The sequence below is a fragment of the Streptomyces sp. NPDC006516 genome, assembly GCF_040611875.1.
Lineage (GTDB): Bacteria > Actinomycetota > Actinomycetes > Streptomycetales > Streptomycetaceae > Streptomyces.
In genome coordinates this window covers 191,986-218,215 of record NZ_JBEXPD010000001.1, presented here as the reverse complement: position 1 = coordinate 218,215, position 26,230 = coordinate 191,986, and the positions used below count along the sequence as shown (strand labels likewise).

Genomic DNA, 26,230 nt, shown 5'->3' with positions numbered 1-26,230 from the left:
GTTCGAGCGCGGTAATCCGCCCGATCAGCTCTGCCCGCCCCAGCTCTCCCGCCGCCCGGCCACCGTGCTCTCCCGCCTGCCGCGCGATCAGCTGTGCTCTCCCGCCTCGCCCGCCCGGCCGAAGAGCGGCGCCAGGACGAGCTGGGCGGCCCCTTCGGCGACGGGCCGGTCGCCGCCGCCGGCGACGGTGACAGGTACGGCGACGGGGGCCCCCTCCCGCCGGGCGCGCTCCTCGACGACCTCGCGGACCCCGCACAGATAGGCCTCCTCGTGCGCGGCCACGGTCCGGCCGCCGAGGACGACCCGGTCGATGTCCAGCAGCCCGACGAGGTTGGCGGCGCCCGCTCCGAGGATCCTGGCCGCCTCGGCGACGTCACCCCGGGCGGCGGCGCTCAGGCAGAGGGCCTCGATGCAGCCGCGCCCGCCGCAGTCGCACGGGGGGCCGTCCAGCTGGAGGGTCTGGTGGCCGAACTCCCCGGCGCCGGTACGGGCTCCGCGGTGCAGGGCGCCGCCGAGGACGAGCCCCGCGCCGAGACCGGTGCCGAGGTGGAGATAGGCGAAGTCGGCGTCGGCGCGCTCGCGCAGCGCGAGGCCGAGGGCGGCCGCGTTGGTGTCCTTGTCGAGGACGACGGGCAGCCCGGTGTGCGCGGCGAGGGCGTCACGCAGCGGGTAGCCGTCCCACTGCGGGAAGCCCGTGACCCGGTGCAGGACCCCGCTGCGGTGGTCGAGCGGGCCGGGGAGGGCCGCGCCCACGCCGAACACCTGGCGGTCCCCCGCCCTGGGGGCGGCTGCCCGTACCGTCTCCACGGCGTGGGCCGCTGTCGCGAGCACGTCCGCGGCCGGGGCTCCGAGGTCGAGCGGGAAGGCGCGGGTCGCAACCGTCGTGCCGGCGAGGTCGGCCAGGACGGCGGTGAGCTCGTCGCGGTCCAGGTGGAGCCCGACGGCGTATCCGGCGTCGGGGACGAGCCGCAGGACGGTGCGGGGCTTGCCGCCGGTGGAGGCGAGGCGGCCGGCTTCGGCGGCGAGACCCTCCGCGCGGAGTCTGGCGGTGATCTTGCTGACGGCCTGCGGGGTGAGGCCGGTGCGCTCGGCGAGCTCCAGCCGGCTGATGCCCTGCTCACCGGCCACGCGCAGCAGGTCGAGGACGAGCGACGCGTTGTGGTGACGCAGGGCCGGAAGATTCGCCCCGCCGCTCCTGCTGCTGCTCCTGTTCACGCCACCATTGTCCCCATCGCTTGCACTTTGGCAACAGCGTTGCTTAAGTGGTCGGTATGACTGCCAACGCTCCTCTCCGCGTCGGGCTCGTCGGCTACGGCCTCGCGGGCTCCGTCTTCCACGCCCCGCTGATCTCCGCGACCGAGGGACTCGTCCTCGACACGGTCGTCACGTCGAACGAGGAGCGGCAGGCGCAGGCCCGCGCCGAGTTCCCCGGCGTCCGGTGCGTCGCGTCGGCCGACGAGCTGTGGCCGCGCGCGGACGAGCTGGACCTGATCGTGATCGCCTCGCCGAACAAGACCCATGTGCGGCTCGCCAGGACCGCCCTGGAGGCGGGACTGCCGGTGGTCGTCGACAAGCCGCTCGCCGGCACGGCCGCCGAAGCCCGTGAGCTGGCGGCGCTGGCGAAGGAGCGCGGGCTGCTGCTCTCGGTGTTCCAGAACCGCCGCTGGGACAACGACTTCCTCACCCTGGCCGCCCTGATCGAGGAGGGCGAGCTCGGCGAGGTGCTGCGCTTCGAGTCCCGCTTCGAGCGGTGGCGTCCGCAGCTGAAGGGCGGCTGGCGCGAGTCGGGCGACCCGGACGAGATCGGCGGGCTGCTCTACGACCTGGGCAGCCATGTCGTGGACCAGGCGCTCACCCTGTTCGGCCCCGCGGTGCAGGTGTACGCGGAGTCCGACGTACGCCGCCCGGGCGCGGCGGCCGACGACGACACCTTCATCGCGATCACCCACGCCAACGGGGTGCGCTCGCACCTGTACGCCTCGGCCGTCACCGCGCAGCTCGGCCCGCGCTTCCGGGTGCTCGGCTCGCACGCGGGCTATGTGAAGTACGGCCTGGACCCGCAGGAGGCGGCTCTCCGTGAGGGCTCACGCCCGGCGGCCGGTGTGCCGTGGGGCGAGGAGCCGGAGCAGCTCTGGGGCCGGATCGGTTCCGGTGAGTCGCCGCTGACCGGGGGCGGCGATCCGGTCCGTACGCTCCCGGGCGACTACCCGGCGTACTACGCGGCCGTCGCCTCGGCCCTGCGCGGCAAGGGTGAGAACCCCGTGACGGCCCTGCAGGCCGCCGCCGCGCTGGACGTCCTGGAGGCGGCGCGGCGTTCCGCCCGCGAAGGCGTCTCGGTCACCCTTCTCCCCCACCCCGACGAGGAGCAGCACGCATGAGCCCCAGCTCTCCGACCATCTCCGAGCTGATCGCGCAGGAGCGCCGGCTGACGCTGCCGCGCTTCGGCTACGAGGACGCCTACGCGCTGGGCGGCCTGCTGGTGGCGCTGGCCCGTGAGCGGCACGCCCCGGTGGCGATCGACATCCGGCGGGGCAGCCAGCAGCTGTTCCATGCCGCGCTGCCCGGCTCGAGTGCGGACAACGACGCCTGGATCGACCGTAAGCGCCGGGTGGTGGAGCGGTACGGCGAGAGCTCCTACCTGGTCGGTACGCGCTTCCGGGCGAAGGGCACCACCTTCGAGGAGTCCTCGCGGCTCGACCTGGACACCTATGCCGCGCACGGGGGCTCGTTCCCCATCGCGGTGGAGGGCGCCGGCGTGATCGGCTCGGTCACGGTCTCGGGTCTGCCGCAGGCCGAGGACCACGCACTGGTCGTCGAGGCACTGGAGCAGTTCACCGCCAGGCCCTGAACGGCGGGCGAGGGAAGCGGGGGCGGTACGCCGGCTGTGACCGGCGTACCGCCCCCGCTTCTGCGCGCTGCCCGTTCCTACGCGTCCTTGAGCTCCTGGCGCTGACGTCCGAGCCCTTCGACCTCCAGCTCCACGACGTCCCCGGCGCGGAGGTACGGCTTCGGCTCGGGGTGGCCCATGGCCACGCCCGCCGGGGTGCCGGTGTTGATGACGTCACCCGGGTAGAGCGTCATGAAGTGGCTCAGATAGCGCACGACCTCACCGACCGGGAAGATCTGCTGGGCCGTCGTGCCGTCCTGCTTCAGCTCCCCGTTGACCCACAGCCTCAGCGGCAGCGCCTGCGGGTCGGGCACCTCGTCCGCGGTGACGAGCCAGGGCCCCAGCGGGTTGAAGGTCTCGCAGTTCTTGCCCTTGTCCCAGGTGCCGCCGCGCTCGATCTGGAACGCGCGCTCGGAGACGTCGTGCGCGGTCGCGTAGCCCGCGACGTGCCCGAGCGCCTCCTCGGCGGAGTCCAGGTAGCGGGCGGTGCGGCCGATCACCACGGCGAGCTCGACCTCCCAGTCCGTCTTCCGGCTGCCGCGCGGTACGAGCACCGTGTCCTCGGGCCCGACGACGGTGTCGGGGGCCTTGAAGAACAGGATGGGCTCCTCCGGGATCGCGGCCCCGGTCTCGGCGGCGTGGTCGTGGTAGTTCAGCCCGATGCACACGATCTTGCCGATCCGGCCGAGGGGCGGCCCGATCCGCAGGCCCTCGGCGTCGAGCGGCGGGAGAACGTCGGGCGTCTGCGCCGCCTCCCGGACCCGGGCCAGCGCGGAGGCGTCGGCCAGGAGCTCGCCGTCGATGTCGGCGACGAGGCCCGAGAGGTCCCGCAAGGTCCCGTTACGGTCAAGCAGTGCGGGGCGTTCCGAGCCCGCCGTACCCACTCGAAGAAGCTTCAACGGTCCATCTCCCCTTGGTCGAGATCCAGCCCGTCGATGGGTTGCGGCCAGCGAAAGGCTTGGCCGATCCTCCAAGACATCGGATCACTCCGCAAGACCCTGTTCACACACTGGACCCGGCGCCACTAGACGGCGGGGGCGAGCGCGGCCTCGGTCGCCGGGGTGTCCCGGTAGAGGTAGGCGCGTTCGAGGGCGGTCCAGGTGGTGCTGGTGACGATGTACAGCGCGGCGGCCAGCGGCACGAAGGCGACGGAGAAGAGGGTGAGGAAGGACATCAGCGGCATCACCTTCGTCATCGCGCCCATGCCGGGAACGGGCTGCCCGTCGGGGCCGGTGGCCGGGGTCATCGGGTTCGCCGCCATCTGCCGCTTGGTGCGCCCGTAGTTGAAGGTGGCGACGGCGGCGACGATCGCGAAGAGCGCGAGGTAGACCAGGCCCTGCGCACCGAAGGGCCCGCCCTCGGCCAGCGCGTCGTGCCAGCGCTCGCCGAGCGGCGCGCCGAAGAGTTCGTGGCTCAGCAGCGAGTTGGGGTCCCCGCCGATCGTCCGGCTGGAGAAGAGGTGGTAGAGCAGGAAGAACGCGGGCATCTGGAGCAGGCTCGGCAGGCAGCCGGAGAGCGGCGAGACCTTCTCCTTCGCATGGAGCTCCATGAGCGCCTTCTGCATCCGGTCGGGGTTCTTGGCGTGCTTCTTGCGCAGCTCCGCGATCTGCGGCTGGAGCTTGGTGCGGGCCTTCTGCCCGCGCGCCGCCGCCCGCGAGAGGGGGTGGACCGCCAGGCGCACGAGTGCGGTGAACAGGACGATCGCGGCGGCGGTGGACGCGCTCTGGAAGAGCGGCTGGAGCAGGTCGGCGAACGCGCCGACCAGGCTCGCGAAAGCGGACATGAATGCGGACATGGGTGAGCCCTCCGGGGGTCTCGTCGTGCCGGGAAGTGGTGAACTCGGCAGGACGACCCACGCAGCGGGTCGGGAGAAAGCGTGCCCTCTACGCGGCCGTCAGGAGGGCGGAGCCGGGCGCTCGGGGCCTGGTGCGGCCCCGGGCGTCGGGGTCCCGTTGCGGAAGGAACGCGGTGCGCTTCTCCCGGTCGCGGATGGCGGTGCGCACCTTCGTGCGGGGCACGGGGCAGGCGCAGCGCGCGCTCATGACGGAGCAGGCGAGGAGCGCCGAGCCGGCGGCCGCGGTGGCGGCGAGCGCGACGGCGGCGGAGAGGCTGCCGCCTTCGGCGAGCAGGACCTCGGTGAGGAAGAGGACGAGGAAGGCCGCCGGGCGGAACAGGCGGGCGACCGCTCGGCGTACGCGGTTCATGGCGTCGTCCATGGGCCCTCCCCCTTCGCGTTTCGCCCGATCGTGTCCTTCAGCCGTTATACACGATCGGCGTCCAGCGGCTGAAGGAGCCGGCGCGGGGTGAGCAGCGCGCGGCTGACGGGTTCCTCGGGGTCGGGGTCCAGCCCGGGGCCCGGCCGCATCTCCACGTCTTCTGGCGGTACGCCGACGCCGCAGGCCGGGCACTGCCCGTAGGCCCCGAGTTCCGTGCCGCAGTCGGCGTGGAGGAAGAGGCGCATGGGGAGGGTGCCCTCGATGTGCTCGCGGCCCCAGAGGCCGAGGGAGCGCAGGGTGGGCCAGAGCGCCTTCCCGCTGTCGGTCAGGACGTACTCGTCACGCGGGGGCGACTCCTGGTAGCGCCGCCTGGCCAGGACCCCGGCCTCCGTGAGCGCCTGGAGGCGGGAGGCCAGGACGGCTCGCGGGATGCCGAGATGGCCGAGGAAGTCGTTGTAGCGGCGCACGCCGTAGAAGGCGTCCCGCACGACGAGCAGGGTCCAGCGCTCACCGACCACTTCGAGTGCGCGGGCGATGGAGCACTGCTGTGCCGCGTAGTCCTTGCCGAGAGCCATGGACCCCACCCTACTCCTACGGTTCGGTGAACGAACCTACTCGTGGTAGCGTGACCGCTGCAAGGTTCATTCATCGAACCTTGAACGCCCCGGACATCAGGGCGGGCCATTCCCGGAGGGACGTCATGACCCAGCAGCCCGTGCAGACCGGCCCGGCACCCGTGCGACGGCCGGCCCGCCCCGACCCCGCCCGCCGGCCCGGCGCGACCCTCGCCGTCACGAGCGCCGCCACCACCGTCGCGCTGATGAACTACACCGCGCCCATGACGGCCCTGCCCGCCCTCTCCGCCGCCTTCGCCACACCGCCCGCCGCCCAGGCCTGGCTGCTCAACGGGGCGCCGCTCGGCCTCGCGGTCCTGCTGCTCGTCGCGGGGAGCCTCGCCGACGACTTCGGCCGCCGCAGGCTCTTCCTCATCGGCACCCTCGGCCTCGGCGTCACCACCGCCCTCGCCGCCCTCACCACCGGCACCCTCGGCTTCACCCTGGCCCGCGCGGGCCAGGGAGCCGCGAGTGCCGCGATCCTGGCCACCAGCCTGGGCCTGCTGGTCGACGCCTATCCGGTGGGCCACGCACGGATCAGGGCGATGGGGGTGTGGGGAGCCTTCGTGAGCGCCGGGATCGCACTCGGCCCGCTCCTGGCGAGCTCGCTCGGAACCCTCGACTGGCGTCTGACCTATCTCGCGCTGGGCCTCGGCGCGCTCGTCACGGCCGCCTTCGCCTTCCGTACGCTCCGGGAGTCCCGGGCACCCCGCCCCGGGCGTCCGGACCTGGCGGGCGCCGTCGTGCTCGGGCTGGCGATGACCGCGCTGCTCACGGCCCTGACGCTCGGGCGGGACGGCTGGCTGCGCGCCCCTGTCGGGCTGCTGCTGCTCGCCGCGCTCGCCCTGACCGCATTGTTCACCGCGGTGGAGCGCCGGGCCGCCGCCCCTCTGATCGCCCTGTCGCTGCTGCGCAGCCGCGCCTTCCTGGCGGCGTCGGCGGGCGGCCTCTTCACGGGGCTCTCCGTGATCGGCCTCTTCAGCTATCTGCCGACCCTGCTCCAGCACTCCCTCGCGCTCTCGGCACTCGACTCGGCCTGGCTGTTCCTGCTCTGGTCCGGCACCTCGTTCGTCGTCGCACTACAGTCGAGGCGGCTGGCGGGCAGGGTGGCCGCACGCCATCAGCTGGCGGCCGGTCTCGCCCTCCACGCGGCGGCGCTGCTGCCGATGCTCGGGACGCTGAACGGCACCGGCGGCGCGGGGACATCGGTCTGGGCGCGCCTGATCCCCGCCCTCGTCGTGGCCGGCGCGGGCAGCGGCCTGCTGAACGCGGCGCTGCCGCGCCTCGCGGTGGAGTCCGTGCCCCCGGAGCGCGCGGCCATGGGATCGGGCGCCAACAACACGGCCCGCTACCTCGGCTCGTCGGCGGGTGTCGCCCTGACGATCGCGGTGGCGACGACCCCGGCCGGCGCTGACGGGGCGATCCTGCTGTCCGTCGCCATGGCCGTGGCCGCCACGGCCGGCGTCCTGTTCCTGCGGGACCGCTGAGAGCGCTCGACCGGGAACAGTGCGAGCGCCGGGTGCGGACGCCCCCGCAGGCACGCGGGGCGTCCGCACCCGGCCACCCGACAGCTCCTGCGGGACTCAGCCCCGCTCCCTCTCGCCTCGCCCCCGTGCCGCAGTACCGTGTGGCCATGCGCCCCGACACGCCTGCCGACCACATCACCGAAGCCGAGCGCCTGCTGCGCACCGCGGCGCAGTACCCCGAGGATCACGAACCGCTGTTCCTCCAGGCCGCGGCCCATCTGGAGCTCGCCGGTGAGCGCCCCCGCGCCACCACCCTCTACGACGAACTGCTCGGTTCGTCCGACCCCGCAGTCGAGAACCCGCATCTGGTCAAGGCCCTCAAAGCGGCCAACCTCTGGGAGTACGGCCACGAGGCCGAGGCCCGCGCGATCATCGACGGTCTCCGCACCGCGGCGCCGCTCGAAGCGGCCCCATGGGAGATCGCCGCCGAGACCCTCGAAGCACACGACGAGCTGGAGTCGGCCCACGACTTCTTCTCGGCCGCGCTGACCCTCCTGATCATGCCTGGCGAGGAAGTCCCGTACGCCACACAGTCGTTGCTGATCGGCCGGCACCGGGTACGCCGGCTGATGGGCGTCGCACACGACGCGTGGGACGAGCTGGCCGACACCCTGCACACCGCCGCGGTCCCCCTCGACGAGCTGCACGACCCGAAGCGCCTGTGGTCGCTCGGCTCGTCGGACCCTGGCGAGCTCCAGGCCGAGATCACCCGGCTCCGCGCCGAACTGGGCACCTACCGCACGGCGTTGTCCCGGCCTTTCCCCGTGGCGGTGCTGCACTGGCCCGAGGACGAGCTGCGTGAACTCCTGGCCGCCTACCCGGAGCTGGCCCAGGAGTACGTCTCGCACCAGGACCATCTGGCGCGCCTGGAGGCCGCGTTGAGGGACCTGCACGCCGCGGGTACGCCGAATCTCGGCATCGTCACGGGCACGGTGCCCTCGTACGAGGCGTTCGCCGCGTCGGAGGCCGCGTCCCCGTCCGACCCCGACCTCCTCCCGCAGTACGCGACGACCCTGGCGGCCCGTGGACGCGCCGTCCCGTGGCCTCCGGCCCGCAGCGCGGCGTGCTGGTGCGGCTCGGAGCGCCCGTACCGGGAGTGCCACGGCGCCGCTTGAGACGACGGGGGCCGGTGCACCTTCCGGACGGACGCGTTCCGCGAGCGGTAACGGTGCACCGGCCGGGCCGGCACCCCCGCCCGCCGGGCCGGCGCTCTCGCCCGTACCCGCCCGCCGGGCCGGTCACCGGCCCGCGAACACGTCCCGCAGTTCGTCGTCGAGCCGGGCGGCGGCCTCGGCGGTGTCAGGCCTCCCGGCGGCCAGCAGTTCGTGCACCCGGGACTGGAGCACCTGCGTGAACGCGCCGTAGTACGGGGTGCGCGGTCGCTGCACGGCCTCGTCCAGCACCGCGCCGAGCGTCCGGATGTATGCCTGCCGTGCCGCCGTCCCCTGCTCCTTCGGCGCGCCCTCCCCCGGGACGCCCGTGCCGGCCGCCTTCGGCGCGTCACCGGCCGGGCGGAGCGCGGCGGCGACGCGGGGCCAGCAGGGCGCCGGGGTGCTCGTGTACGAGGAGGCGCGGGTCGCCGCGAAGCCCGCGTCGAGCAGGCAGCTCTCGCTCTTCTCCGACGTCAGGAAGGTGATGAGCGCGCGGGCGTCCGCCGCACGGGGCGAGTCCGAGGTGACGGCGAGGTTCTGCCCGCCGAGGACGGACTTGCCCGGCAGCCGGTTCACGGAGTACGCGTCCGGCTCCATGAGGTGGCCCAGCGCCTTGTACACGTACGGCCAATGGCGCAGGAAGACCGCGCGGCCCTCGACGAAGTCGGTCAGGGACGCCGTCTCGTCGGAGGTGGACGCGCCGGGCTGCACGCGCCCGCGTTCGACGCGGTCGAGGAGTTCGTCGAGTCCCTTCTTCAGCTTGCCGGCGTCGGAGACGTAGTGGCCTTCACCGTCGGTGAGCTCGACCCCCGCGCTCGCGAACGCCTCGATGGTGTTGACGGTCAGCCCTTCGTACTGCTTCAGCTGGGTGGTCCAGCCGGCCCGGTCGCCGGGGCGGGCCGGGTTCACCCCGAGGGTCTTGACGGAGGAGTAGAGCTGGTCCCAGGTCCACTTGGCGGTGGGCTGCTTGTCCGCATTCATGTCGGCCTTCGCCATCAGGTCGGGCCGGTAGTAGAGCAGCCCCACGTCGGTGTTGAAGGGCCGGGCGTAGGAGCGGCCCTTCCAGACGGTGGTGGCGTGGACCTCCCGGATGAAGTCGAGGTCGTCCTCGGAGACGGATCCGGCGCCGGTGCCGCTGCCGTCGTCGGGCATCGGGCTGATCAGCCCGGCCTCGGCGAACTCGGGTATCCAGGTGATGTCGAGGTTCACCACGTCGTAGCGGGCACTGCCCGACTGGAGGGCGCCGAGGAGCTGGCTGCGCTGCTGGTCGGCGCCTCCCGGCAGTTCGACGAGCTTGGCCTGCTTGGCCGGGGAGCCGGCGTGCTGCCTGTTCCACTCCTCGACGAGCTGCTGGCGCACGCTGCCCGAGCCGGTGACGTCGAGCCCGCTGGCCACGACGATGGGCCCCTCGGCCGGCTGGTCCCCGTCGGCCGGCGGAGGCGTGCCGTCAGGCCCCGTACAGGCAGCGGAGGCAAGCGCGAGCAGGCAGCCGAGGGTGACGGCCGCTCTCGCCCGGCGGCGGCCCCGCCGGTCGCACCCGGTCATTCCGCGTCCCCCGTACCGGTCTTGGCGACCTCCGCCGCCAGTTCGGCCGCGATGTCGTCTGCCGGGTCCAGGCAGCGCCCGCCGCTCGCCGTGGCGAGCCGGTCACCGAACCGGCCCTGCGCGCAGGCGCCGTTCCGCAGCGAGACGGTCACGATCCGCACGAGAGGCTCCCCCCGTGCCTCCGCGACCAGCTCGGTCTGCTGGGCCTCTCCGACGTCCTCGAAGTCCTCGCCGTCGGTGACCAGGACGAGGAGCCGCGGCTGTTCCTCCTCGTCGCGCCCGCTCCGCAGGGTGTCCAGCGCCTCCTTCAGGCTCTTCGCCACGCGGGCGTCGTGGGCGACGGCCTCAGCGCCGGCGACGGACCTCTGCGCGGTGGCCCGGGTGTGCGGGCCGAAGGGCACGGCGTCCGTCGCCGCCTCGCTCTTGGGGACGGCCATCAGCCATACGCCGTACGCGTCCCCGGCGCCCAGCGAGCTCATCGAGCGTGCCACGAGGTCCTTGGCGCGTCCCGGCCCGTCCCAGAGCCGCTCGGCCGCCATCGAGGTCGAGTTGTCCAGGAGATACAGCACCTTGCCGGGGCCGAGGGCCTCCCGGTAGTCCTTCAGGGTGTCGCTCAGCGACGCGGTCACGTCCGTGCCCGCCCCCGTCGCCGGGACCTGTTCGCGAACGGCCGACGTGTTGTCCTCGGACCCCAGGACCGAGTCGTCGCCGGGCCGGACCGGACCTCCCTCGCCGACGCCCCGGAAACCGTCGTCGGTGAAGCACCTCTGCGCGTCCGGGTCCGTGGCGAGCCAGTCGTAGAAGTCGTGGACGGCCGCCTCGCGGGCCTCGGCGTCACGCTCGGCCCCGTCCCACGTGACGCGGACGAAGGGCAGGTCGAGCATCGGTACGTCGGAGGGGTAGTGCGCGACGCGGTGCGCCAGGGCCTCCGTCGCGCAGGCGGGCCGCCCGGGCCGGCCCGCCGACAGGTTGAACTGCGCCAGTGTCTGCTCCGGTACGAGCACCGCGGCCCGGTCCTCCAGGGTGTTGTGGGTGCCGTCGGCCAGGGCGCACATCAGTTCCCTCGCGGTGGAGGGCATGGGGCGCATCGCCTGTGCCATGCCCCGTTCGAGCGTCGACGCCGGCTGGGCACCGGATGCGGTGTAGAGGGCGTCGGTGGCGAGCAGGGCGCCCTCCGTGGCCTCGGGGTCGGGGCGCAGGATCTCGACCTCGCCCGGCTGAGCTGCCTCCAGCCCGGAGATGATCGCGCCGAGCGGGTCGTCCGTCTGCAGGGACTGCGCCAGGATCATGGTGTCGGGCACGCCGAGGACCATCGGCGTGTACGCGACGGAGCCCAGCCGGTCGAGGTCCACGACGCTCCTCCCCGCGTCCGCGACGGTGTCCGCCGTCCCCGCACCGGCCGCACCCGTGCCGCCGTCGCTCGGTCCCTCGGCCGTCGCCCGCTCCCAGGCGGTCCCGGCGGCCGGTATCCAGATGTCGGGCTGCGCGCCGACGTCCCGCTGGGGCTGCGGGCAGTCGCCGGAGACGGGGCAGGCTTCGGGCTCCTGCCAGAGCGAGGAGGAGCGGAAGGCCGCCACGGCGTCGGCCGCCTTGGCGTCGTACACGTCGATGCCGACCCTCCGGCATCCGTCGCTGTCCCGCTTCGGATAGGCGTCGGCCGCCTTCTGGACGGTGGGCCGCAGATCGGGGTCGGTGAGCACCCGCAGTTGCAGGGGCGAGGCGCAGGTGACCTCGTCCGTGGAGCGCAGGAAGTACCACAGCCCTCCGCCCGCCAGCACGAGGACACCCGCCAGGACGAGGACGGTCACACGGCTCAGGAAGCGGCCGGGAGCGGGCAGCAGGCGGCGCGCGAAGGCGGGGAGCACCGGCCCGGACCGCCACCTCGTCCACCCCTTCGACCGCCGCTCCGGGAGCCGGCTCCCGGGACCCTTCGAGAGCCCCTGCGGGAGTTGCGGCCCCGGGGCCTTCGGCGGGGGCGTGACCGGCGGTGCCGGGGGGCGCGGTGCCGGTGGACGCGGCTCCGCGTCCGTGGCGAGCGCGAGCACCACGTCGTCGCCGTGGCGCAGTTCGTCCGGAACCCAGGGGTGGCCGTCGATGGCTTTCAGCGCCGCCATCTCGTCGCGTATCCCGGCGACGAGCCGGGTGAAGGTGACGGGCTCACCCTCGCTCGTGGTCAGCAGCCGGTGCAGGGCGGCCGTGAACTCCGTACCGGTGCGGGGGTCGCCGGGTGGGATCTCCACCCCTGGCTCCGCCGCGGTGAGCAGGGCGAAGTTCTGCCCGGCGGCGGGGCTGAAGGCTCCCAGGGCGTTCCCGGCGAAGCAGCAGTCGAGGATGACGACCACCCAGTCGGCGCCGGCGTTGCGCAGCTCCGGCATGACGTCGTCGCGCCAGGAGAGGGTGTCGACGAAGGGGTGACGCCGGTCCCTGGTGACCCGCGAGTCGGTGAACATCAGGTTGAGGTCGCTGCCGTCGGGACGCACGATGCCGTGGCCCGCGAAGTAGACGACGAGCAGCCCGGTCACCTCGTCCCGGGCGGCGCTCAGCGCGGCGCGCACCTGGAGCGGGCCCACGCGTCGCCCGCCGTTGTCACCCTGAGCGACCGCCTCCGGGACCTCCGCGACCTCCGTCACGGCGATGTCCGGGATGACGACGAGGTCCTCCGGACCGAGCACCCCGGTGCGTTCGGCAGTCAGGGCCTCGCGCATGAGGCGGAGGTTGGTCGCGACGGCCGGGAGGTCGTTACGGGTCCCCGTGTAGCGCTCGACCCCGATGAGCACGGCTCTGTGCCGCTTGGCTCCGTTCTCCCGGCCGCGCGCGTTGTACGGCGGCACGGCCGCTAGTCCTGTCCGGGCTCGTCGCCACCGCGCGTCCGGTTACCTCCGCCCGGTCCGGGCCCCGTGTCCGGGTCCTGGCGGTTCTCGCTGCCGGTGTCACGGTCGGTGTCACGGCTCAGGCCCGAGCCAGGGCCGTCGGGCGGCCCCTCGAGGGTGACGCGCGGTGTCTCCTCCGGATCGGCGAAGCGGCGCCGGTTGCGGATCCAGGTCTCCACCGACCGCCAGGCGTTCTCGGCCACGGTGCGGGCCAGCTCGACGGAGACGACGAGGATGATGTCCTGGATCAGCTCCCCGGCCATGGCGTCGGTCTGGGTGAGTGAGTCCTTGCGTTCCAGGCCGACTTCGCCCCGCTCGAGGGCGTCCTCCAGGACGGGAGCGTTCTGCAGCCAGGTGCGCAGGGCTTCGAGGTCGTCGCGCCGTGTGTGCGTCCCGCTGAGGACGATCCGTAACTCGATGCTCTGCCGCTCCGGTTCGAGCGCGCCAGTCCCCGCCGCGTCCGCCATGCCCTGCCCCCATCGGCCCCGTTGCCGTCGCCCCGATCGGAGCGCCCCGCTGAACTCAGGATTATTTCACGGCGGTTGACACAGGGCACCCCTTTGTCGCGGGACATGTGAATTCATTGCGTACACACCGATTACTCTGCCGCCCTCCAGCAGTCATCACTACCGACAACCTCACGATCACCACCACACCACCACCGCGACGGACGGACAGGACACGGACATGACCGCAGCTGTGAAGGGCCCCGCCAGCTACTTCCCCTCCATCGAGAAGAAGTACGGCCGCCCGGTGGCGGAGTGGAAGGAACTCATCCGCTCCTCGCCCCTCACCCGCCACATGGAGCTGGTCGCCTGGCTCAAGACCGAGCACGGCCTGGGCCACGGCCACGCCAACGCCCTCGTCGCCCACACGCTCGCGGAGGGCGAGTAGGGCGTATCCGGCCTCCTGCCGGGGCCGTTCAGAACCCTCGGGGCTCGCGGGGTTCTTCGGGACCCCCGGCGCCCTCAGGACCCACGGGCTCCTCGGGCTCCTCGGGGATCGCCTGCTCCGACCAGACGGTCTTGCCCTCGGCGGCGTACCGGGTGCCCCAGAGCGAGGCGAGCTGCGAGATGATGAAGAGTCCCCGCCCGCCCTCGTCGACCGCTCCGGCGTACTTCATGTACGGGGCGGTGGTGCTGCCGTCCCGGATCTCGCAGGTCAGCCCCCGGTCGAGGATGAGGCGGAGCTCCACCGGCGGGCTGCCGTAACGGACGGCGTTGGTGACCAGCTCGCTGACGATCAGTTCGGTCGCGTCACCGGTGTCGCCGTTGACGTGCCATCCGGCCAGGGTCTTGGACGTGAGGCGGCGCGCGGTCGCCGGGGCCGTCTTGTCGTAGGGGAGCTCCCAGGCGGCGTACCGGTCGTCGGGCATCGCATGGGTCCGGGCCAGGAGGAGTGCCCCTCCCCTCAGTTCCGCGGAGTCGGGCAGGGCGTAGGCCACGGCGTCGCACAGGTCCCGCAGCGGCCGGTCCGTCCGGGAGAGCGTCTGCCGCAGCACTCCTGTCCCTGGTTCGGCGTGACTGCTCAGCGCCGCGCTGTGCAGCGCCACCAGGCTGCCCTCACTGACCGGGAAGGTGACTGCGGCGACGGGTCCGCGGTCGACCGTCCCCAGGGGCGGCCCCTGGGGCACCTCGATCACCGACGCGGTGCCGTCCACGGCGACGACGAGCGGCGCGGGATGCCCGGCGGAGGCCACGGTGCACGACTCGGTGAACGGGTCGTACACGGCGTACGCGCAGGTCGCGGTCAGTGGCTCCTGGTGCAGCGGATCACTGGCGGGCAACTGGGCACGTTCCTCCGCGAGCCGCGCCGCAGTGTCGTACAGCCGCGCGAGCAGTTCGTCGGGTTCCAGGTCGAGCGCTGCCAGGGCCTGCACGACGGTACGCAGCTGCCCCATGGTGGTGGCCGCGTGGATACCGCTCTCGGCTACCTCCCCGATGACGAGTGCGGTCCGGGCCCCGGAGAGGGCGACCGTGTCGAACCAGCAGCCCGCGCCGCCGCCGGGGAGCAGCAGATGGTCGGTCTCGACCGCGGGCTGGACCGCGGGGCGCTGCGGCAGGAGGCGGCGCTGGAGGGCGCTGGCGATGGTGTACTCGTGGACGTACCGGCGGGCGTTGTCGATGCCGAGGGCGGTCCTGGACGCCATCGCCTCCACCACGGGGATGTCCACTTCGCTGAAGGGCTCGGAGTCGCCGCAGCGGTAGAGGCTCACCAGCCCGAGGACCGCTCCGCGCAGGGTCAGCGGCGCCAGCAGGAGCGAGTGGGCGCCGATCTCCCGGACGGAGCGCGCACGCGCGGGGTCGGCATCGGCCCAGGTGATGTGGTCGACGGGAACGACGCGGATCTTCAGGTCGGAAAGGGCCCGCTGGTAGGGGGTCCCTGACGGCACGGCCCGTACGTCCCCGAGGGGATGCGCGGGATCGCTGCTGCCGCCGTACGCGGCCCGCCGCAGCGGCACGTCACGGCCGAGCGGCCCCGGCTGCGGGTTCTCGCCCCGCAGCACGTTGTCGACGACCTCGACGGCGCAGACATCCGCGTAACCAGGCACCAGCGCCTCGGCCAGGTCCCGGCAGGTGGCCTCGACGTCCAGCGTCCGGCCTACGGTGTCCGTCACGGCGGCGAGAGCCTCGTCCCGGACCTGCCGCCGCACCCGCGCGGTGACGTCGACGACGGTCACGGAGACACCGAGGACCGTGCTGTGGTCGTCCTGGCGGGTCCCGCGCCCCTCCTGGAGGCGGAACGCCGTCAGGGAGAGAGTGCGCCGTCCACCCGGTACGCCTTCGGGCGCGGCCAGGAAGGACCGCTCGATGCCGGGAACCCCGGTGCGCAGAACCTCCCGCACATAGGCCTCCACCCGCTCGGGCTCCTCGAAGGCGCACACTTCACGGAACGGGCGCCCGCGCAGCCGCGCGGTCTCGTCCGTGTCGGGGTCGGTGGACGGGTCGCTGATCCGCAGGAGGCGGAGCTCCGGATCGAGCACGTGGACGCGTACGTGCGCCTGCGTGAACATCACGGCCAGAAGCGCCGCCCCGAGAACGTCCCCGCTTTCGTCGTCGGCCCAGACGCCCCACCCCTCGCCCGCGAGGGGTGCCAGCCGAAGCCCTTCGGACTGCCCCCCGGCACCCCGCTCGCTCTCCCGCGCCAGTACGTCCATGACGTGCAGTCCCAGCGCATCGGCGGTCGCGGGCCCGAAGCGCTGTTCGGCCGCGCGGCTCCACCCGGTGACCACTCCGGCACCGTCCACGACCATCAGGGGCGCATCAGCCATGAATCCAGCTCCTTCGCCCCCTCACGGGACCCGCGACCGGACCTCCGCGCACGACGACACGTACCGGACCAGCATCGGCCCCGGACCGGCCCCCCGCGACCGGAGCGGTCCTCACCCCCGCCGGGGGCCCGGGGTCTCGGTGGGGGCGGGAGCCCGGTACCGGTGGGGGTCCGGTATCGGTGGGGGCCCGGTACCGGTGGGGGCGTGATGGGTGTCAGTGCGGCCGCATAGCCTGCGCCCCATGACCGACGACACCGCAGACGCGACGGACCGCCGTTTCCCCGCCGCCCTGGCCGAGGTGGCCCAGGTGGACTTCTACTACGGGCACGACACCACGGGCGAGGCCGCCGACGAAGGGGACTACCGCATCGACTTCGAGCCGTACACGGAATTCCTCTCCCGCGAGGAGACCGTCGAGTCGTTCCGCGGCTGGACGGGAGGCAAGGACATCGACGGGGACACCTACCTCATCTTCGGCCAGGACGGCACCGGCGGCCAGGCCATGATCTGGCGCACCCGCCCGGGCCGGCCCCTCGCCGACCAGCCGATCGTCTTCCTCGGCTCCGAGGGCGAGTGCGGTGTGGTGGCGGGCAACCTCTCCGACTTCCTGTGGGTCCTGGCCGACGGCTTCGGCCCGCTGGAAGCCTCCTGGGACGACGAGGAACTCACCTCCGCCCCCGACGAAGCCCTGACCCGCCTCGCAGAACGCCACGCGACGACGCCGCGCCGGACGGCGAGGGAGATCGTGCTGGAGACCCGGGCGGAGTTCCCCACGTTCGCGGAGGACATCTGGGCGCTGTGCCGGTGAGTCCGGGGGCAACTCGGGGACAGCAAGGCCGGCCGTCGTGGCGCAGCGCTGCGGACTCCGGTGCCTCGGCCACGTAACAGCTGTGGCCCGAATCCACCTGCGAGTGCCTCGATGTCGCACCTTTGCAATACGATCACATTCAACAATCAGTCTCCGGGCCAACTCATCCCCCACAGGCCCCGTTCCGTCTGTGCGAGGAAGCCCCATGCCGCCCTACCAGCCGTCCTCGGACTGGCAGTACGAGATTCCGACGACCGGTAGCAAGCGGTTGCCCCCCGCCGCCCGTTACGTCGAATCCCTGACGCATCAGGGGTACGGCTTCGAGGCTGCGATAGCCGACCTTGTCGACAACTCCATCGACGCGGGCGCGCGCAACGTGGTCATCAGCTTCCTGCGGGACGAAGACCGCCTGGTCAGCCTCCTGGTCGTGGACGACGGACGGGGTATGAACGACGACGCCCTGGACACCGCGATGACGGTGGGAGGCCGACAGGAGTACGGAGACAAGGCGCTCGGCCACTTCGGCGCGGGCCTCAAGGCCGCGTCCCTCTCACACGCCGATTCACTCACGGTCATCAGCCGCACCAAGCGCAGCCCGTCCACCGGCCGCCGCTGGCTGACGGCTCGCGCCCAGGCCGACTTCACCTGCGACATCGTGGATCCCGGCTACTGCCAGGATCTGGTCGACCGCTACGACGGCCTGATCGAGTGGCACGGGACCATCGTCCGCTGGGACAAGGTCCGGGCCTTCGACACGGTGACCGCCGGGCAGGCCGACCGCTACCTGAACGACGCTATCGAGAAGCTGGAGACCCACCTCGGGCTCCATCTGCACCGGTTCCTGGCCGACGACACCTTCCACGTCGACATCGTGGTCGAGGACGTGACGACCAAGGAGGAGCTGGACCACCGCGGCGTCGAGCCGATCGACCCGTTCGGTTACCGGCTCCCCGGCCGGGCCGGCTACCCGCGCGTCTACACCGCTCCGGTCGAGGGAGTGGGCGAGGTGGCGCTGACCGCCCACATCTGGCCTGCGAAGTCTCCGCTGGTCAGCTTCCGGGGAATCGGCCCGCTCGCCGAGCGGCAGGGCTTCTACATCTACCGCAACGACCGTCTGGTGCAGGCAGGCGGCTGGAACAGCACCCGCAGCCCGGAGGGCCACCTCGCGCTCGCCCGCGTCGCGATCGACCTTCCGGCCGAGGCGAACGACGTTTTCAGCCTGACGGTCAAGAAGGACGGAGTGACCGTCACCCCGGCCTTCGCGCGAGGGCTGGAGCAGGCCACGGACGCGGCGGGCCATACCTTCGGCGAGTACGTCCAAGAGGCCCAGACTACGTACCGTGAGGCAGCCAAGCGTGCCTCCGAGCCACAGCGCAAGGCGGTGATCCCCGCAGGCAAGGGACTCGACCCGCGCCTCAAGCGCACCCTCCGGGACGAACTGCCGGAGCTGGAGGGCGAGGACCCGGTCACCTTCCGTTGGGACTCGCTGCCGTCGGACGTCTTCTTCGAACTCGACAGGGAAGAGCGCGAGATCAAGCTCAACAAGGAGTACCGGCAGGCCTTCACCGGAGGCCGTCGCGGCGGTCTCAACGATGCCCCGGTCCTCAAGAGCATGCTGTACCTGATGGTGAACGAGATCTTCCAGAAGGAGCGCGTCCGGGCGGTCCACACCGACAACGTCGCCCTGTGGAACAGCGTCCTGGTGACAGCGGCCCGCTGCGAACTGGCCCGCTGACACCCTGTCGGCCGTTCCCCTGACGTCGTCCGCCGCTCTTCCCGAGGAAGTCCGCACCTCATGACCGACCATCTGTTCAACCTCCATGGCGACGTCCTGGCAGCCATGCGCCGGGGCCCGAAGTCGTTCGCGAAGCTGGCCTTCGTACTCTCCGACGCCGACGAACCGGCCGACACCTACGCCGGCCATTTCCGCGACCGGATCCTCGCGGCCGGCCCCGGTGACGAACTCGTCGCCCTCTGGCACCGCACACTGACCTCCTGGGACCTCACCGAACAGGCGGATTGGTCCGGGGCACCCGCGCGCACGGACGCCCGGCGCTCCGACACGTACGACCGTCTCGGCTTCGGCGCCGATCTGCGTAAGGCCCTCGACCAGGCCGTACCGGTCTTCAAGGAGCCCGGCGCGACGGTCATCAGCAAGGAATTCACCTCCTGGTACTCCAGGGACACAGCTGCGGCCCGGTCGTTCTACTGGAACTCCTACGAGCAGATGCTGCGCCGCAAGGGCTGGTCGGACGCGGCGGTCACCGGCCTCGACGAGGCGAGCCACGCAGTCGTCGAGCGTCTGTCGGATCCCACCCGCACCGAGGCGTACGGAGCCCGCGGGCTGGTCGTCGGCTACGTGCAATCGGGAAAGACCGCGAACTTCACCGGTGTGACCGCGAAGGCCATCGACGCGGGCTACCGGCTCGTGATCGTCCTCGGCGGCACCCTGAACCTCCTGCGCGGCCAGACACAGCGTCGCTTGGACATGGAGCTGGTCGGCCGCGAGAACATCCTGCGCGGCGCCGACCCGTCGGACCCGGACGCCCTGATCGACGTCGACTACCAGGACGACGAGGACTGGCCGGCGAAGTTCGTGAGCCACGGCGCCCGCCCGTCGAGCCTGGGCTTCTTCGACATCGAGCGCCTCACCACCCGGAGCAACGACTACCTGGGCCTGCAGAGCGGTATCCGCGCCCTGGAGTTCGAGAAGCAGAGCCGCACAAAGCCGCTGTACGACCCGGACAACCTGCACCACGCGGCGGCGCGCGTGATGGTCGTGAAGAAGAACAAGTCCGTCCTGGCCAAGCTCATCAAGGACCTGAAGAAGATCGGCCCGATCCTCTCCGAAATTCCGGCCCTGATCATCGACGACGAGTCCGACCAGGCGTCGGTGAACACCACGGACCCGAAGAAGTGGGAGGACGGCAAGGTCGTCCGTAAGGCCATCAACGGCCAGATCTCCCAGCTCCTCGGCCTTCTGCCCCGCGCCCAGTACGTCGGCTACACCGCGACTCCGTTCGCCAACGTCTTCGTCGACCCGGGCGACGAGGAGGACATCTTCCCCCGCGACTTCCTCATCTCGCTGCCCCGCCCGACCGGATACATGGGAGTGCAGGACTTCCACGACCTGGAGTCCGAGGGCGCGGCGGAGGAGACGCACGTACGCGGCATCTACGACAGCACCGGGGACCGTCTCCAGGAGGCCCTGGACGCCTTCGTCCTCACAGGGGCCCTGAAGCTCTACCGCGCGGACCACGGGGTGGCCGAGGGCCCCTTCCGTCACCACACGATGCTGGTCCACGAGTCGATCCGCATGGCCGAGCACGCGGCGCTCGCCCTGCGCATCAACTCCATGTGGCACAGGTCGGCCTATACCGGCCAGGAGGGCCATGCCCGCCTGGCTGCCCTCCTGGACAAGGACTTCCGGAGCTACGCGGACGAGGAGCTGCCCACCCCGACCTCTTACGACGAGCTGAAGCCGTACGTCTCCCGAGCCCGCCAGCTCATCAACTCAGGCGGTGAACCGGTGATCGTCGTCAACGGCGACACCGAACGCGACTACGAGCAGCCCGAGCTCGACTTCGACCGCACACCGCATGTGTGGAAGATCCTGGTCGGCGGCACGAAGCTGTCCCGCGGCTTCACGGTGGAGGGTCTCACGGTCACGTACTACCGCCGCACCACCCAGCAGGCCGACACCCTGATGCAGATGGGCCGCTGGTTCGGCTTCCGCCCCGGCTACCGCGACCTGGTGCGCCTGTACATCGGGCGCGAGGAGGCCATGGGCAAATCCAGGACGGTCGACCTCTACGAGGCTTTCGAGGCGATCTGCCGCGACGAGGAGACCTTCCGCGACCAGCTCACCCGCTACGCGACCCTGGTGGACGGCAAGCCGCAGGTCACGCCGGCCCAGATCCCGCCACTGGTGTCGCAGCACCTGTCCTGGCTCAAGCCGGCGGCCCGCAACAAAATGTTCAACGCGGAGCTGGTGGAGATCCGGTCGCCCGGGCAGTGGGTGGAACCGACGGCGTACCCGACGAACGCGGCGGACCTGCGGCACAACGCGGAGGTATGGCTGCCTGTACTCAAGGCACTGAGCGAGGAGACTTCCGTATTCGTCACTCTCTCTGAAGACGACCGGGGCGGATACACCCGCTATCCAGCCAGAACAGCGGTCCTCAGCCACGCCCAGTTGCTCGGTACCATGAGCAGCCTTGCCTGGGGCCGTCCAGACCTCTTCGCTCCCAACCTGGCCTACCTCAAGGACGCCAGCGACGCTGGCTGTGCCACCGACGACTGGACGATCATTCTTCCCCAGACTTCCGGTCCAACAAGCGTTGCAGCCGGCATCCTCGGCAGCCAGCCCGTCACACTCGTACAGCGGAAGCGAAACGCTCGCGGCGTGTTCAACCGCATCTCGGGTGTGGCACACCGACAGTCCGCTGAGCGCATAGCCGGCCTTCGCTCGCTGAGCGATGATGACCCGTTCGCGTCTCAGCTCCATCAGACGCGCCGTGGAGTCGTGTTGCTGTACCCCGTGGTCGACCCTGATCTGGGCGATCCGGCAGATCTCGTCGCTGGCGGCATGATCGACCCGGCCAAGGTGGTGCTGGCAGTGGCATTCATCCCGGCCGCCGGCCCCGCGGGGAACTCGGTACCCTACGTTCGTTTCCGGGCAATCGACTCGTCCCGCCGCAGAGAAGCCACTATTGAAGTGCCATGACCATGATTCTGGAGTGACTCCGGTGACTGAGCCCACAGACTGGACCCCGCCAAACGGTTCGTGGGCCTCTTCTGCGGCACGCAGGAGGAACATGCAGGCAATTCGTAGCCGCGATACGCAGCCGGAGCGGCTCATCCGGAGGCTCGTGCACGCCAATGGTCTGCGGTACCGGGTCGCTGCCAGACCATTGCCGGACCTTCGCCGGACGGCAGACTTGGTCTTCCGTCCGGCGAAGGTGGCCGTATTCATCGACGGGTGCTACTGGCATGGCTGCCCCGAACATTACGTCGCCCCTAAGACCAACCCCGGCTACTGGTCAGACAAAGTTGCCCGGAATATGGCCCGGGACCGCGATACCGATGAGCGCCTCGCCGAGGCAGGCTGGCTGGTTCTGCGCTTCTGGGAACACCAGGACTCAGGCGCGTGTGCTGTCACGATCATCGACACTGTCCGCAGGCGCCGACGCTGACTGCCGGGGCAGAAGCCCGTCGGGCGCAGACTCTCGACGGTCGCGCTTTCGAGCGGCGTGGAGCACCTCCGCGATCGCCTTGCCCACTGCAGCCGCGACGGGCGGCGGGAACGCGTTACCGACCTGCCGGTACTGTGCCGTCTTACCGCCAGAGAATTTCCAATTGTCCGGGAACCCTTGAATAATCGCGGCCTGCTCTACTGTGAGCATAGGACCGGCCTCTCGGAACAGGTCCCTGTCCTGGCTCTTCCTCTTCACGCTCTCTTCATGCGAGTTGGCGACACCAACCCCTGAGACGCCCAGGAGTGCCCAGGCAGCCTTGGCGCGACTCGGGCCAAGGTCGGCGCCGCCGTGCTTTTTCGAGCCGCCAACCAGCGTAGGAGCAACGCCGAAGTCTTTCCTGCTCTCGGCCATCTGCGCCTTCTCCTTCCACCGACCAAGCCGCTGCTTCGCCAGGCGTGCCACATCTCCACTCATTTCAAGATATGGCGCATACCTGAGGTCCATGGATTTTTCAAGCGCATCGAAAGCACTTCTCGGGCTTCCGGTAGCGGTGGGCCACACAAATTTAAGATCCCCCAGCACATCCCGCCGGATGGCCACAAGTACCGCCCTTGGGCGCAGCTGAGGAACCCCAAAATCACTGGCCTCAAGCACTTCCCATTCACAAATATCATAGCCGAGCCCATCGAGCTCTTCTTCGACGCCCGTCACGGGATGCTTGGCCAGCCCGCCCGCAAGGCGCGCCATAATATATTCTCGATACTCCTCGAATTTCGCGTCTTTAATACCGCGAACATTCTCAATCATTACGGCTTTAGGGTGAAGCTCATCAGCCAGTTCAAGAATTCGCGGGAAGAGATCTCGCTCATCATCTTTCCCTAGCTGTTTTCCGGCATGCGAGAACGGGGGGCACGGCACGCCGCCAGCAAGGAGGTCAAGTTCTCCTCGAGCGAGCGGCTTCCCGAGGTAGGCTTGCCCCTTTTTTACATCGGACTCACGCCCCTCGCCTGAGGGAATGGGAGAGAAATTGTTAACGTCGCCAGAAATGACGTCGCAGTATTCCCTTTCCCAGCTCCACTCCTCCAGGCTGTGAATATTACCCCGAAGCGTCTCGACAGCATGCGGATCGATTTCCACAAGCGCCAGGTGCTTAAAACCAGCCTGATGAAGGCCGATCGCCTGCCCTCCGGCCCCCGCGCAGATCTCGATCGAGGTCAGCACGTCATTGCTGGGACCCATCGGGTCCTCCTGGTGGGGCGGGAGGCCCATCGGCTCAGGCTCCTCTTCGTACGGTTGACTGACAGAAAGCAGGCGTCGCGTCGAGGCGAACCCACACGGGCCGAGCACCCAAGCCTGCGAGCGACCGCTTCGGCTCAAAGTTGAGACGCGATACGCGCAGAGCCTACCCGGGCCTCAGACCCCGGCGCGTAGGACCGAGAGCGCCGACGTTGCGGCATGGGCTATTGCGTGGATCGAAGACTTGGCAGCTGACAGTATATTCGAACAAGCGATCTAACTTGTACCGTTTCACCTCATCGGGCAGTTCGGCAGCTGCTGCTAACACCCGAGTCGGCTGGTCATGCCTCATGCAGAGGCGAGGGTCGACGTGTGGAAAGTCCAGACCGGAGCACTCGGCAGGAGCGCCCATGTCTCCGTAGCCAGTCCTGGGGTGAGGGCGGAAGTTGGAACCGTCAACCGCGCCGACTCCCAGCGGCCTCCCCTTCCCTGGTCTGTGGGAACAGCCGAGTGGAGCCACCCTCGGTCCACCGTGGCAACGCTCGCCGCGTTCCCATCACTGCCAACCAGAACTGCGGCCAGGCACCAGTCGGGATCCGCTGCCATGACCTCGTACTCATGACGCGTCAGGTGAACCACCAGACGCGTCGGGTCAGTGGTGGCCTTGACCTCGATGTGTGCGCACTCGGCCCTGGAACGGGCCGCCTCTATGTCGTATCCGTAGGCGTCTGACTCCGCAGCCACGTGCCTGATGTGCGGCACTCCGCTCTGCTGCAAGAGCCGCAGCAGAGCCTGTTCGCCAGCCGCCCCGAGGATCCTCTTCGCGTCGTCCGCAGCCTGGCTCCAGAGCACTTGAGGAACTGCGCCGGCCGTTGCGTCATCCCATACGCCACCGCCTACTTCCACCACAGGCCGCCCCGCCGCAGTCACCATGCCCGCACGCCTGAGCCACAAGAAGCCTTCGGCGTACTGCGTCGGCGTGAGATCCGCGTACCCAGGATGGTTAGCGAAGAGCGCCCGCACCCGCGGCACCCCAGCCACCCGCAGCTCGCTGAGCCAGCGAAGCGCCGCGCGGCGCGTGGGCTCAGTGGCCAGCGACGGCATCGACGTGATTCAGCAACGCGCGGACATCCGCCATATCCATACCTGCCGCGCCGGACGGCTCATCCTCCAGATCGCCCAGCTGCTGCACAGACGGGTCATCGAGGATCCGCCCCATGAATTCGAGCTTCTCCTCGAGCCTCATCGCGACCACTTCATCAATCGTGCCCTCGACCGCGAGCACGGTGACGCGGGTCTGAGTATCAGGCGCCAGTCCAAGCCGGTGAATACGGTCAAGACTCTGAAGGAATCGTCCCGCCATGAAGTCACGGTCTACGTACACAGCATCGTGGCAGACATGGTGCAGACTGATTCCTTCCCCGAGGGTGGCGGGGTTGGACAGGAGAACGTGGCAATCAGGATCCTCACGAAAGCGCCTGATCTGATCCTCCCGGTCGGGGGTACCACCGTGCACCACGGCGGGCTGATAAGCCTCGAACAGGCTCTCCATCGTCGTGATACTGCGCACGAAGGTCGTCCAGACTATGGTCTTCCGGCCCATGGCGGCATTCGTTCCGACGATATTCAGGGCCTCTTTGTACTTCGGGGAAAGTTCGTGCGCCGGAAGGTTCCTCATGAGGGCATACAGTGATTCCCCCTGGGGAACTTCCAGCGGAGGGACCTGGTAAGTCAGAGGCTCATATCGGCTCCCTCCCTCAATAAGCAGTGCCGGACTGGTAGCTGCCATAAGAAGACGAAGCATTGCCTTGCCCAGGGCATCGAAGTCGTCACGCGACGCCTCAGCCCTCCTGGTGAATCGCCCCACTAGGGCGTCGTACACCTCACGATGCAGCTCCGGCATGTGCAAGCGCCGGATACGTGTCTCGAACGGGGGAAGTCCCAGTTCCTTCTTCGTCGTCCGCGTAAACAACGGCCTCAGTACCGAGCTTGCGTAGGCTAGATCACCGCCTGCGACAGCCTGTGTGACCACTCTCCGGCCGTGCCCCGGCCAGACAAACGACAGCAGGTTCTCCAGATCCCGGGCCCCGTTAGGAGCAGGAGTCCCCGTGAGAATGAGACGTCGCCGGGTAAGCGGTCCAAGCGCCATGCAGGCACTTCCGTACTTTCCCTGAGCCCCGAGCTTCATCCGATGCGCTTCGTCAAGAATGATCATGGAGGGCGCGCCCCTCAGCCAGGTCGCCAACGAGGCCATCGACCTGTCGAGACGCTCATAGTTGACAACCAGGATCTCCGCCCTGCCGTCGGGGGTCTTCCCCATGACAGCAGTCAGCGGAGGCTCCTTGAAGCACAACTCGCTTTCGGTGAGCCAGGCCTCGTAGGCGGATTTCGGGCTGACGACCAAGAGCCGGCGGACGTCGCCACGTTCACGCATGGCTGCGTATACCGCTAGCCCCACCCGGGTCTTTCCAGCCCCAGGCACGCTGAAGTTAGCACCGTGCTGAAGCGACAAGAGCCGCCCGATGTCCCTGCGCTGGAACTCCGTGAGGTCGGCGCGCCATGTCGGACCCAGCGCCGATTCCACAGCGCTGGCACCCCACTCCGCGTCAGAGCGAGGTGTCTGAAGTTGCTGCTCAGCTTGATCGGCATCGTCTAGTACCTCTCCGACCAGGGCACTCAACTCATCCGCCCAGACGACGGACTCGGGGTACGGCCAGTCGGCTAGGGCGTCGATACCAACCAGGAAGTCATCGAGAGTCAGCTCAAGGGCAAGACGGTCACGCAGCCCGCCGGGGAACCTAGCGGCAAGCCGGTTCAAATCGCTGCGGCACTGCTCGCTCGCACGCAGCACAGCTTTTGTTCGCGTGACATCAAAGCCGATGTGCAAGGACGATTCTGCAGCTGTCAT

The 26,230-nt window shown here is 70.2% G+C and carries 21 protein-coding genes; 9 read left to right on the top strand and 12 right to left on the bottom strand.

Annotated elements, in window-relative coordinates:
* Nucleotides 1–87: 87 nt before the first annotated feature.
* Nucleotides 88–1,215, bottom strand: a complete 1,128-nt coding sequence (locus ABZY45_RS00965) for an ROK family transcriptional regulator (protein ID WP_356734755.1) — start codon at nt 1,213–1,215, stop codon at nt 88–90.
* A 56-nt stretch (nt 1,216–1,271) separates the two neighbouring features.
* Here ABZY45_RS00965 and ABZY45_RS00960 point away from each other — a divergent pair, with 56 nt between their 5' ends.
* Both ABZY45_RS00960 and ABZY45_RS00955 read left to right on the top strand, forming a co-directional pair.
* Nucleotides 1,272–2,378, top strand: a complete 1,107-nt coding sequence (locus ABZY45_RS00960; protein WP_356734753.1) for a Gfo/Idh/MocA family oxidoreductase — start codon at nt 1,272–1,274, stop codon at nt 2,376–2,378.
* Nucleotides 2,375–2,848: a heme-degrading domain-containing protein gene (locus ABZY45_RS00955; protein ID WP_356734751.1), complete on the top strand. Its 474-nt coding sequence runs from the start codon at nt 2,375–2,377 to the stop codon at nt 2,846–2,848. Before ABZY45_RS00960 ends, ABZY45_RS00955 begins: the two co-directional genes overlap by 4 nt.
* 77 nt (nt 2,849–2,925) lie before the next feature.
* Here the strand turns inward: ABZY45_RS00955 and ABZY45_RS00950 are convergent, their stop codons facing one another.
* The 4 genes from ABZY45_RS00950 to ABZY45_RS00935 form a co-directional block, all read right to left on the bottom strand.
* Entirely contained in the window at nt 2,926–3,786 is an 861-nt protein-coding gene (locus ABZY45_RS00950) for a fumarylacetoacetate hydrolase family protein (protein WP_356734749.1), read from the bottom strand.
* A 125-nt stretch (nt 3,787–3,911) separates the two neighbouring features.
* Entirely contained in the window at nt 3,912–4,682 is a 771-nt protein-coding gene (locus ABZY45_RS00945; protein WP_356734747.1) for a YidC/Oxa1 family membrane protein insertase, read from the bottom strand.
* Nucleotides 4,683–4,770: 88 nt separating this feature from the next.
* Entirely contained in the window at nt 4,771–5,103 is a 333-nt protein-coding gene (locus tag ABZY45_RS00940) for a DUF6412 domain-containing protein (protein ID WP_356734745.1), read from the bottom strand.
* Nucleotides 5,104–5,147: 44 nt separating this feature from the next.
* A complete protein-coding gene (locus ABZY45_RS00935; protein WP_356734743.1) occupies nt 5,148–5,678 on the bottom strand; it encodes a helix-turn-helix domain-containing protein in 531 nt (176 codons plus the stop codon).
* Between the two features lie 125 nt (nt 5,679–5,803).
* On the opposite strand from ABZY45_RS00935, the gene ABZY45_RS00930 reads away from it, so the two are divergent.
* Together ABZY45_RS00930 and ABZY45_RS00925 are read left to right on the top strand one after the other, a co-directional pair.
* Complete coding sequence (locus ABZY45_RS00930) at nt 5,804–7,204, top strand: MFS transporter (protein ID WP_356734741.1); 1,401 nt, start codon at nt 5,804–5,806, stop codon at nt 7,202–7,204.
* Nucleotides 7,205–7,350: 146 nt separating this feature from the next.
* Nucleotides 7,351–8,358, top strand: coding sequence for an SEC-C domain-containing protein (locus ABZY45_RS00925; protein WP_356734739.1), 1,008 nt, complete (start codon nt 7,351–7,353; stop codon nt 8,356–8,358).
* A gap of 123 nt (nt 8,359–8,481) precedes the next feature.
* Here the strand turns inward: ABZY45_RS00925 and ABZY45_RS00920 are convergent, their stop codons facing one another.
* Genes ABZY45_RS00920 through ABZY45_RS00910 form a run of 3 tightly spaced genes read right to left on the bottom strand, consistent with a single transcriptional unit; the run spans nt 8,482 to nt 13,276 of the window.
* On the bottom strand, nt 8,482–9,939 hold the full coding sequence (locus ABZY45_RS00920; protein WP_356734737.1) for an extracellular solute-binding protein: 1,458 nt from the start codon (nt 9,937–9,939) through the stop codon (nt 8,482–8,484).
* Entirely contained in the window at nt 9,936–12,770 is a 2,835-nt protein-coding gene (locus ABZY45_RS00915; RefSeq protein ID WP_356734735.1) for a substrate-binding domain-containing protein, read from the bottom strand. The genes ABZY45_RS00920 and ABZY45_RS00915 overlap by 4 nt, the downstream gene beginning before the upstream one ends.
* A gap of 5 nt (nt 12,771–12,775) precedes the next feature.
* Nucleotides 12,776–13,276 carry a hypothetical protein gene (locus ABZY45_RS00910; RefSeq protein ID WP_356734733.1) on the bottom strand — a complete coding sequence of 167 codons (501 nt, stop codon included), beginning with the start codon at nt 13,274–13,276 and terminating at the stop codon, nt 12,776–12,778.
* A 220-nt stretch (nt 13,277–13,496) separates the two neighbouring features.
* Here ABZY45_RS00910 and ABZY45_RS00905 point away from each other — a divergent pair, with 220 nt between their 5' ends.
* Nucleotides 13,497–13,703, top strand: a complete 207-nt coding sequence (locus ABZY45_RS00905; protein WP_356734731.1) for a DUF4287 domain-containing protein — start codon at nt 13,497–13,499, stop codon at nt 13,701–13,703.
* Between the two features lie 28 nt (nt 13,704–13,731).
* Here the strand turns inward: ABZY45_RS00905 and ABZY45_RS00900 are convergent, their stop codons facing one another.
* Complete coding sequence (locus ABZY45_RS00900; protein ID WP_356734729.1) at nt 13,732–16,080, bottom strand: SpoIIE family protein phosphatase; 2,349 nt, start codon at nt 16,078–16,080, stop codon at nt 13,732–13,734.
* A gap of 241 nt (nt 16,081–16,321) precedes the next feature.
* On the opposite strand from ABZY45_RS00900, the gene ABZY45_RS00895 reads away from it, so the two are divergent.
* From ABZY45_RS00895 to ABZY45_RS00880, 4 genes are all read left to right on the top strand, one after another.
* Nucleotides 16,322–16,888 carry an SMI1/KNR4 family protein gene (locus tag ABZY45_RS00895; protein WP_356734727.1) on the top strand — a complete coding sequence of 189 codons (567 nt, stop codon included), beginning with the start codon at nt 16,322–16,324 and terminating at the stop codon, nt 16,886–16,888.
* Between the two features lie 205 nt (nt 16,889–17,093).
* A complete protein-coding gene (locus ABZY45_RS00890; protein ID WP_356734725.1) occupies nt 17,094–18,623 on the top strand; it encodes an ATP-binding protein in 1,530 nt (509 codons plus the stop codon).
* A 60-nt stretch (nt 18,624–18,683) separates the two neighbouring features.
* The gene (locus ABZY45_RS00885; protein ID WP_356734723.1) at nt 18,684–21,614 is read left to right on the top strand and encodes a Z1 domain-containing protein; all 2,931 of its coding nucleotides are present in this window, start codon (nt 18,684–18,686) and stop codon (nt 21,612–21,614) included.
* 22 nt (nt 21,615–21,636) lie between these two features.
* The gene (locus ABZY45_RS00880) at nt 21,637–22,083 is read left to right on the top strand and encodes a very short patch repair endonuclease (protein WP_356734721.1); all 447 of its coding nucleotides are present in this window, start codon (nt 21,637–21,639) and stop codon (nt 22,081–22,083) included.
* Here the strand turns inward: ABZY45_RS00880 and dcm are convergent.
* From dcm to ABZY45_RS00865, 3 genes are all read right to left on the bottom strand, one after another.
* On the bottom strand, nt 22,030–23,325 hold the full coding sequence (gene dcm / locus ABZY45_RS00875; RefSeq protein WP_356734719.1) for a DNA (cytosine-5-)-methyltransferase: 1,296 nt from the start codon (nt 23,323–23,325) through the stop codon (nt 22,030–22,032). The genes ABZY45_RS00880 and dcm overlap by 54 nt on opposite strands.
* Nucleotides 23,326–23,670: 345 nt before the next feature.
* A complete protein-coding gene (locus ABZY45_RS00870) occupies nt 23,671–24,255 on the bottom strand; it encodes a DUF3883 domain-containing protein (RefSeq protein WP_356736524.1) in 585 nt (194 codons plus the stop codon).
* 151 nt (nt 24,256–24,406) lie between these two features.
* Nucleotides 24,407–26,230 (bottom strand): DEAD/DEAH box helicase, encoded by a 1,824-nt coding sequence (locus ABZY45_RS00865; protein ID WP_356734717.1) that lies wholly within the window; start codon nt 26,228–26,230, stop codon nt 24,407–24,409.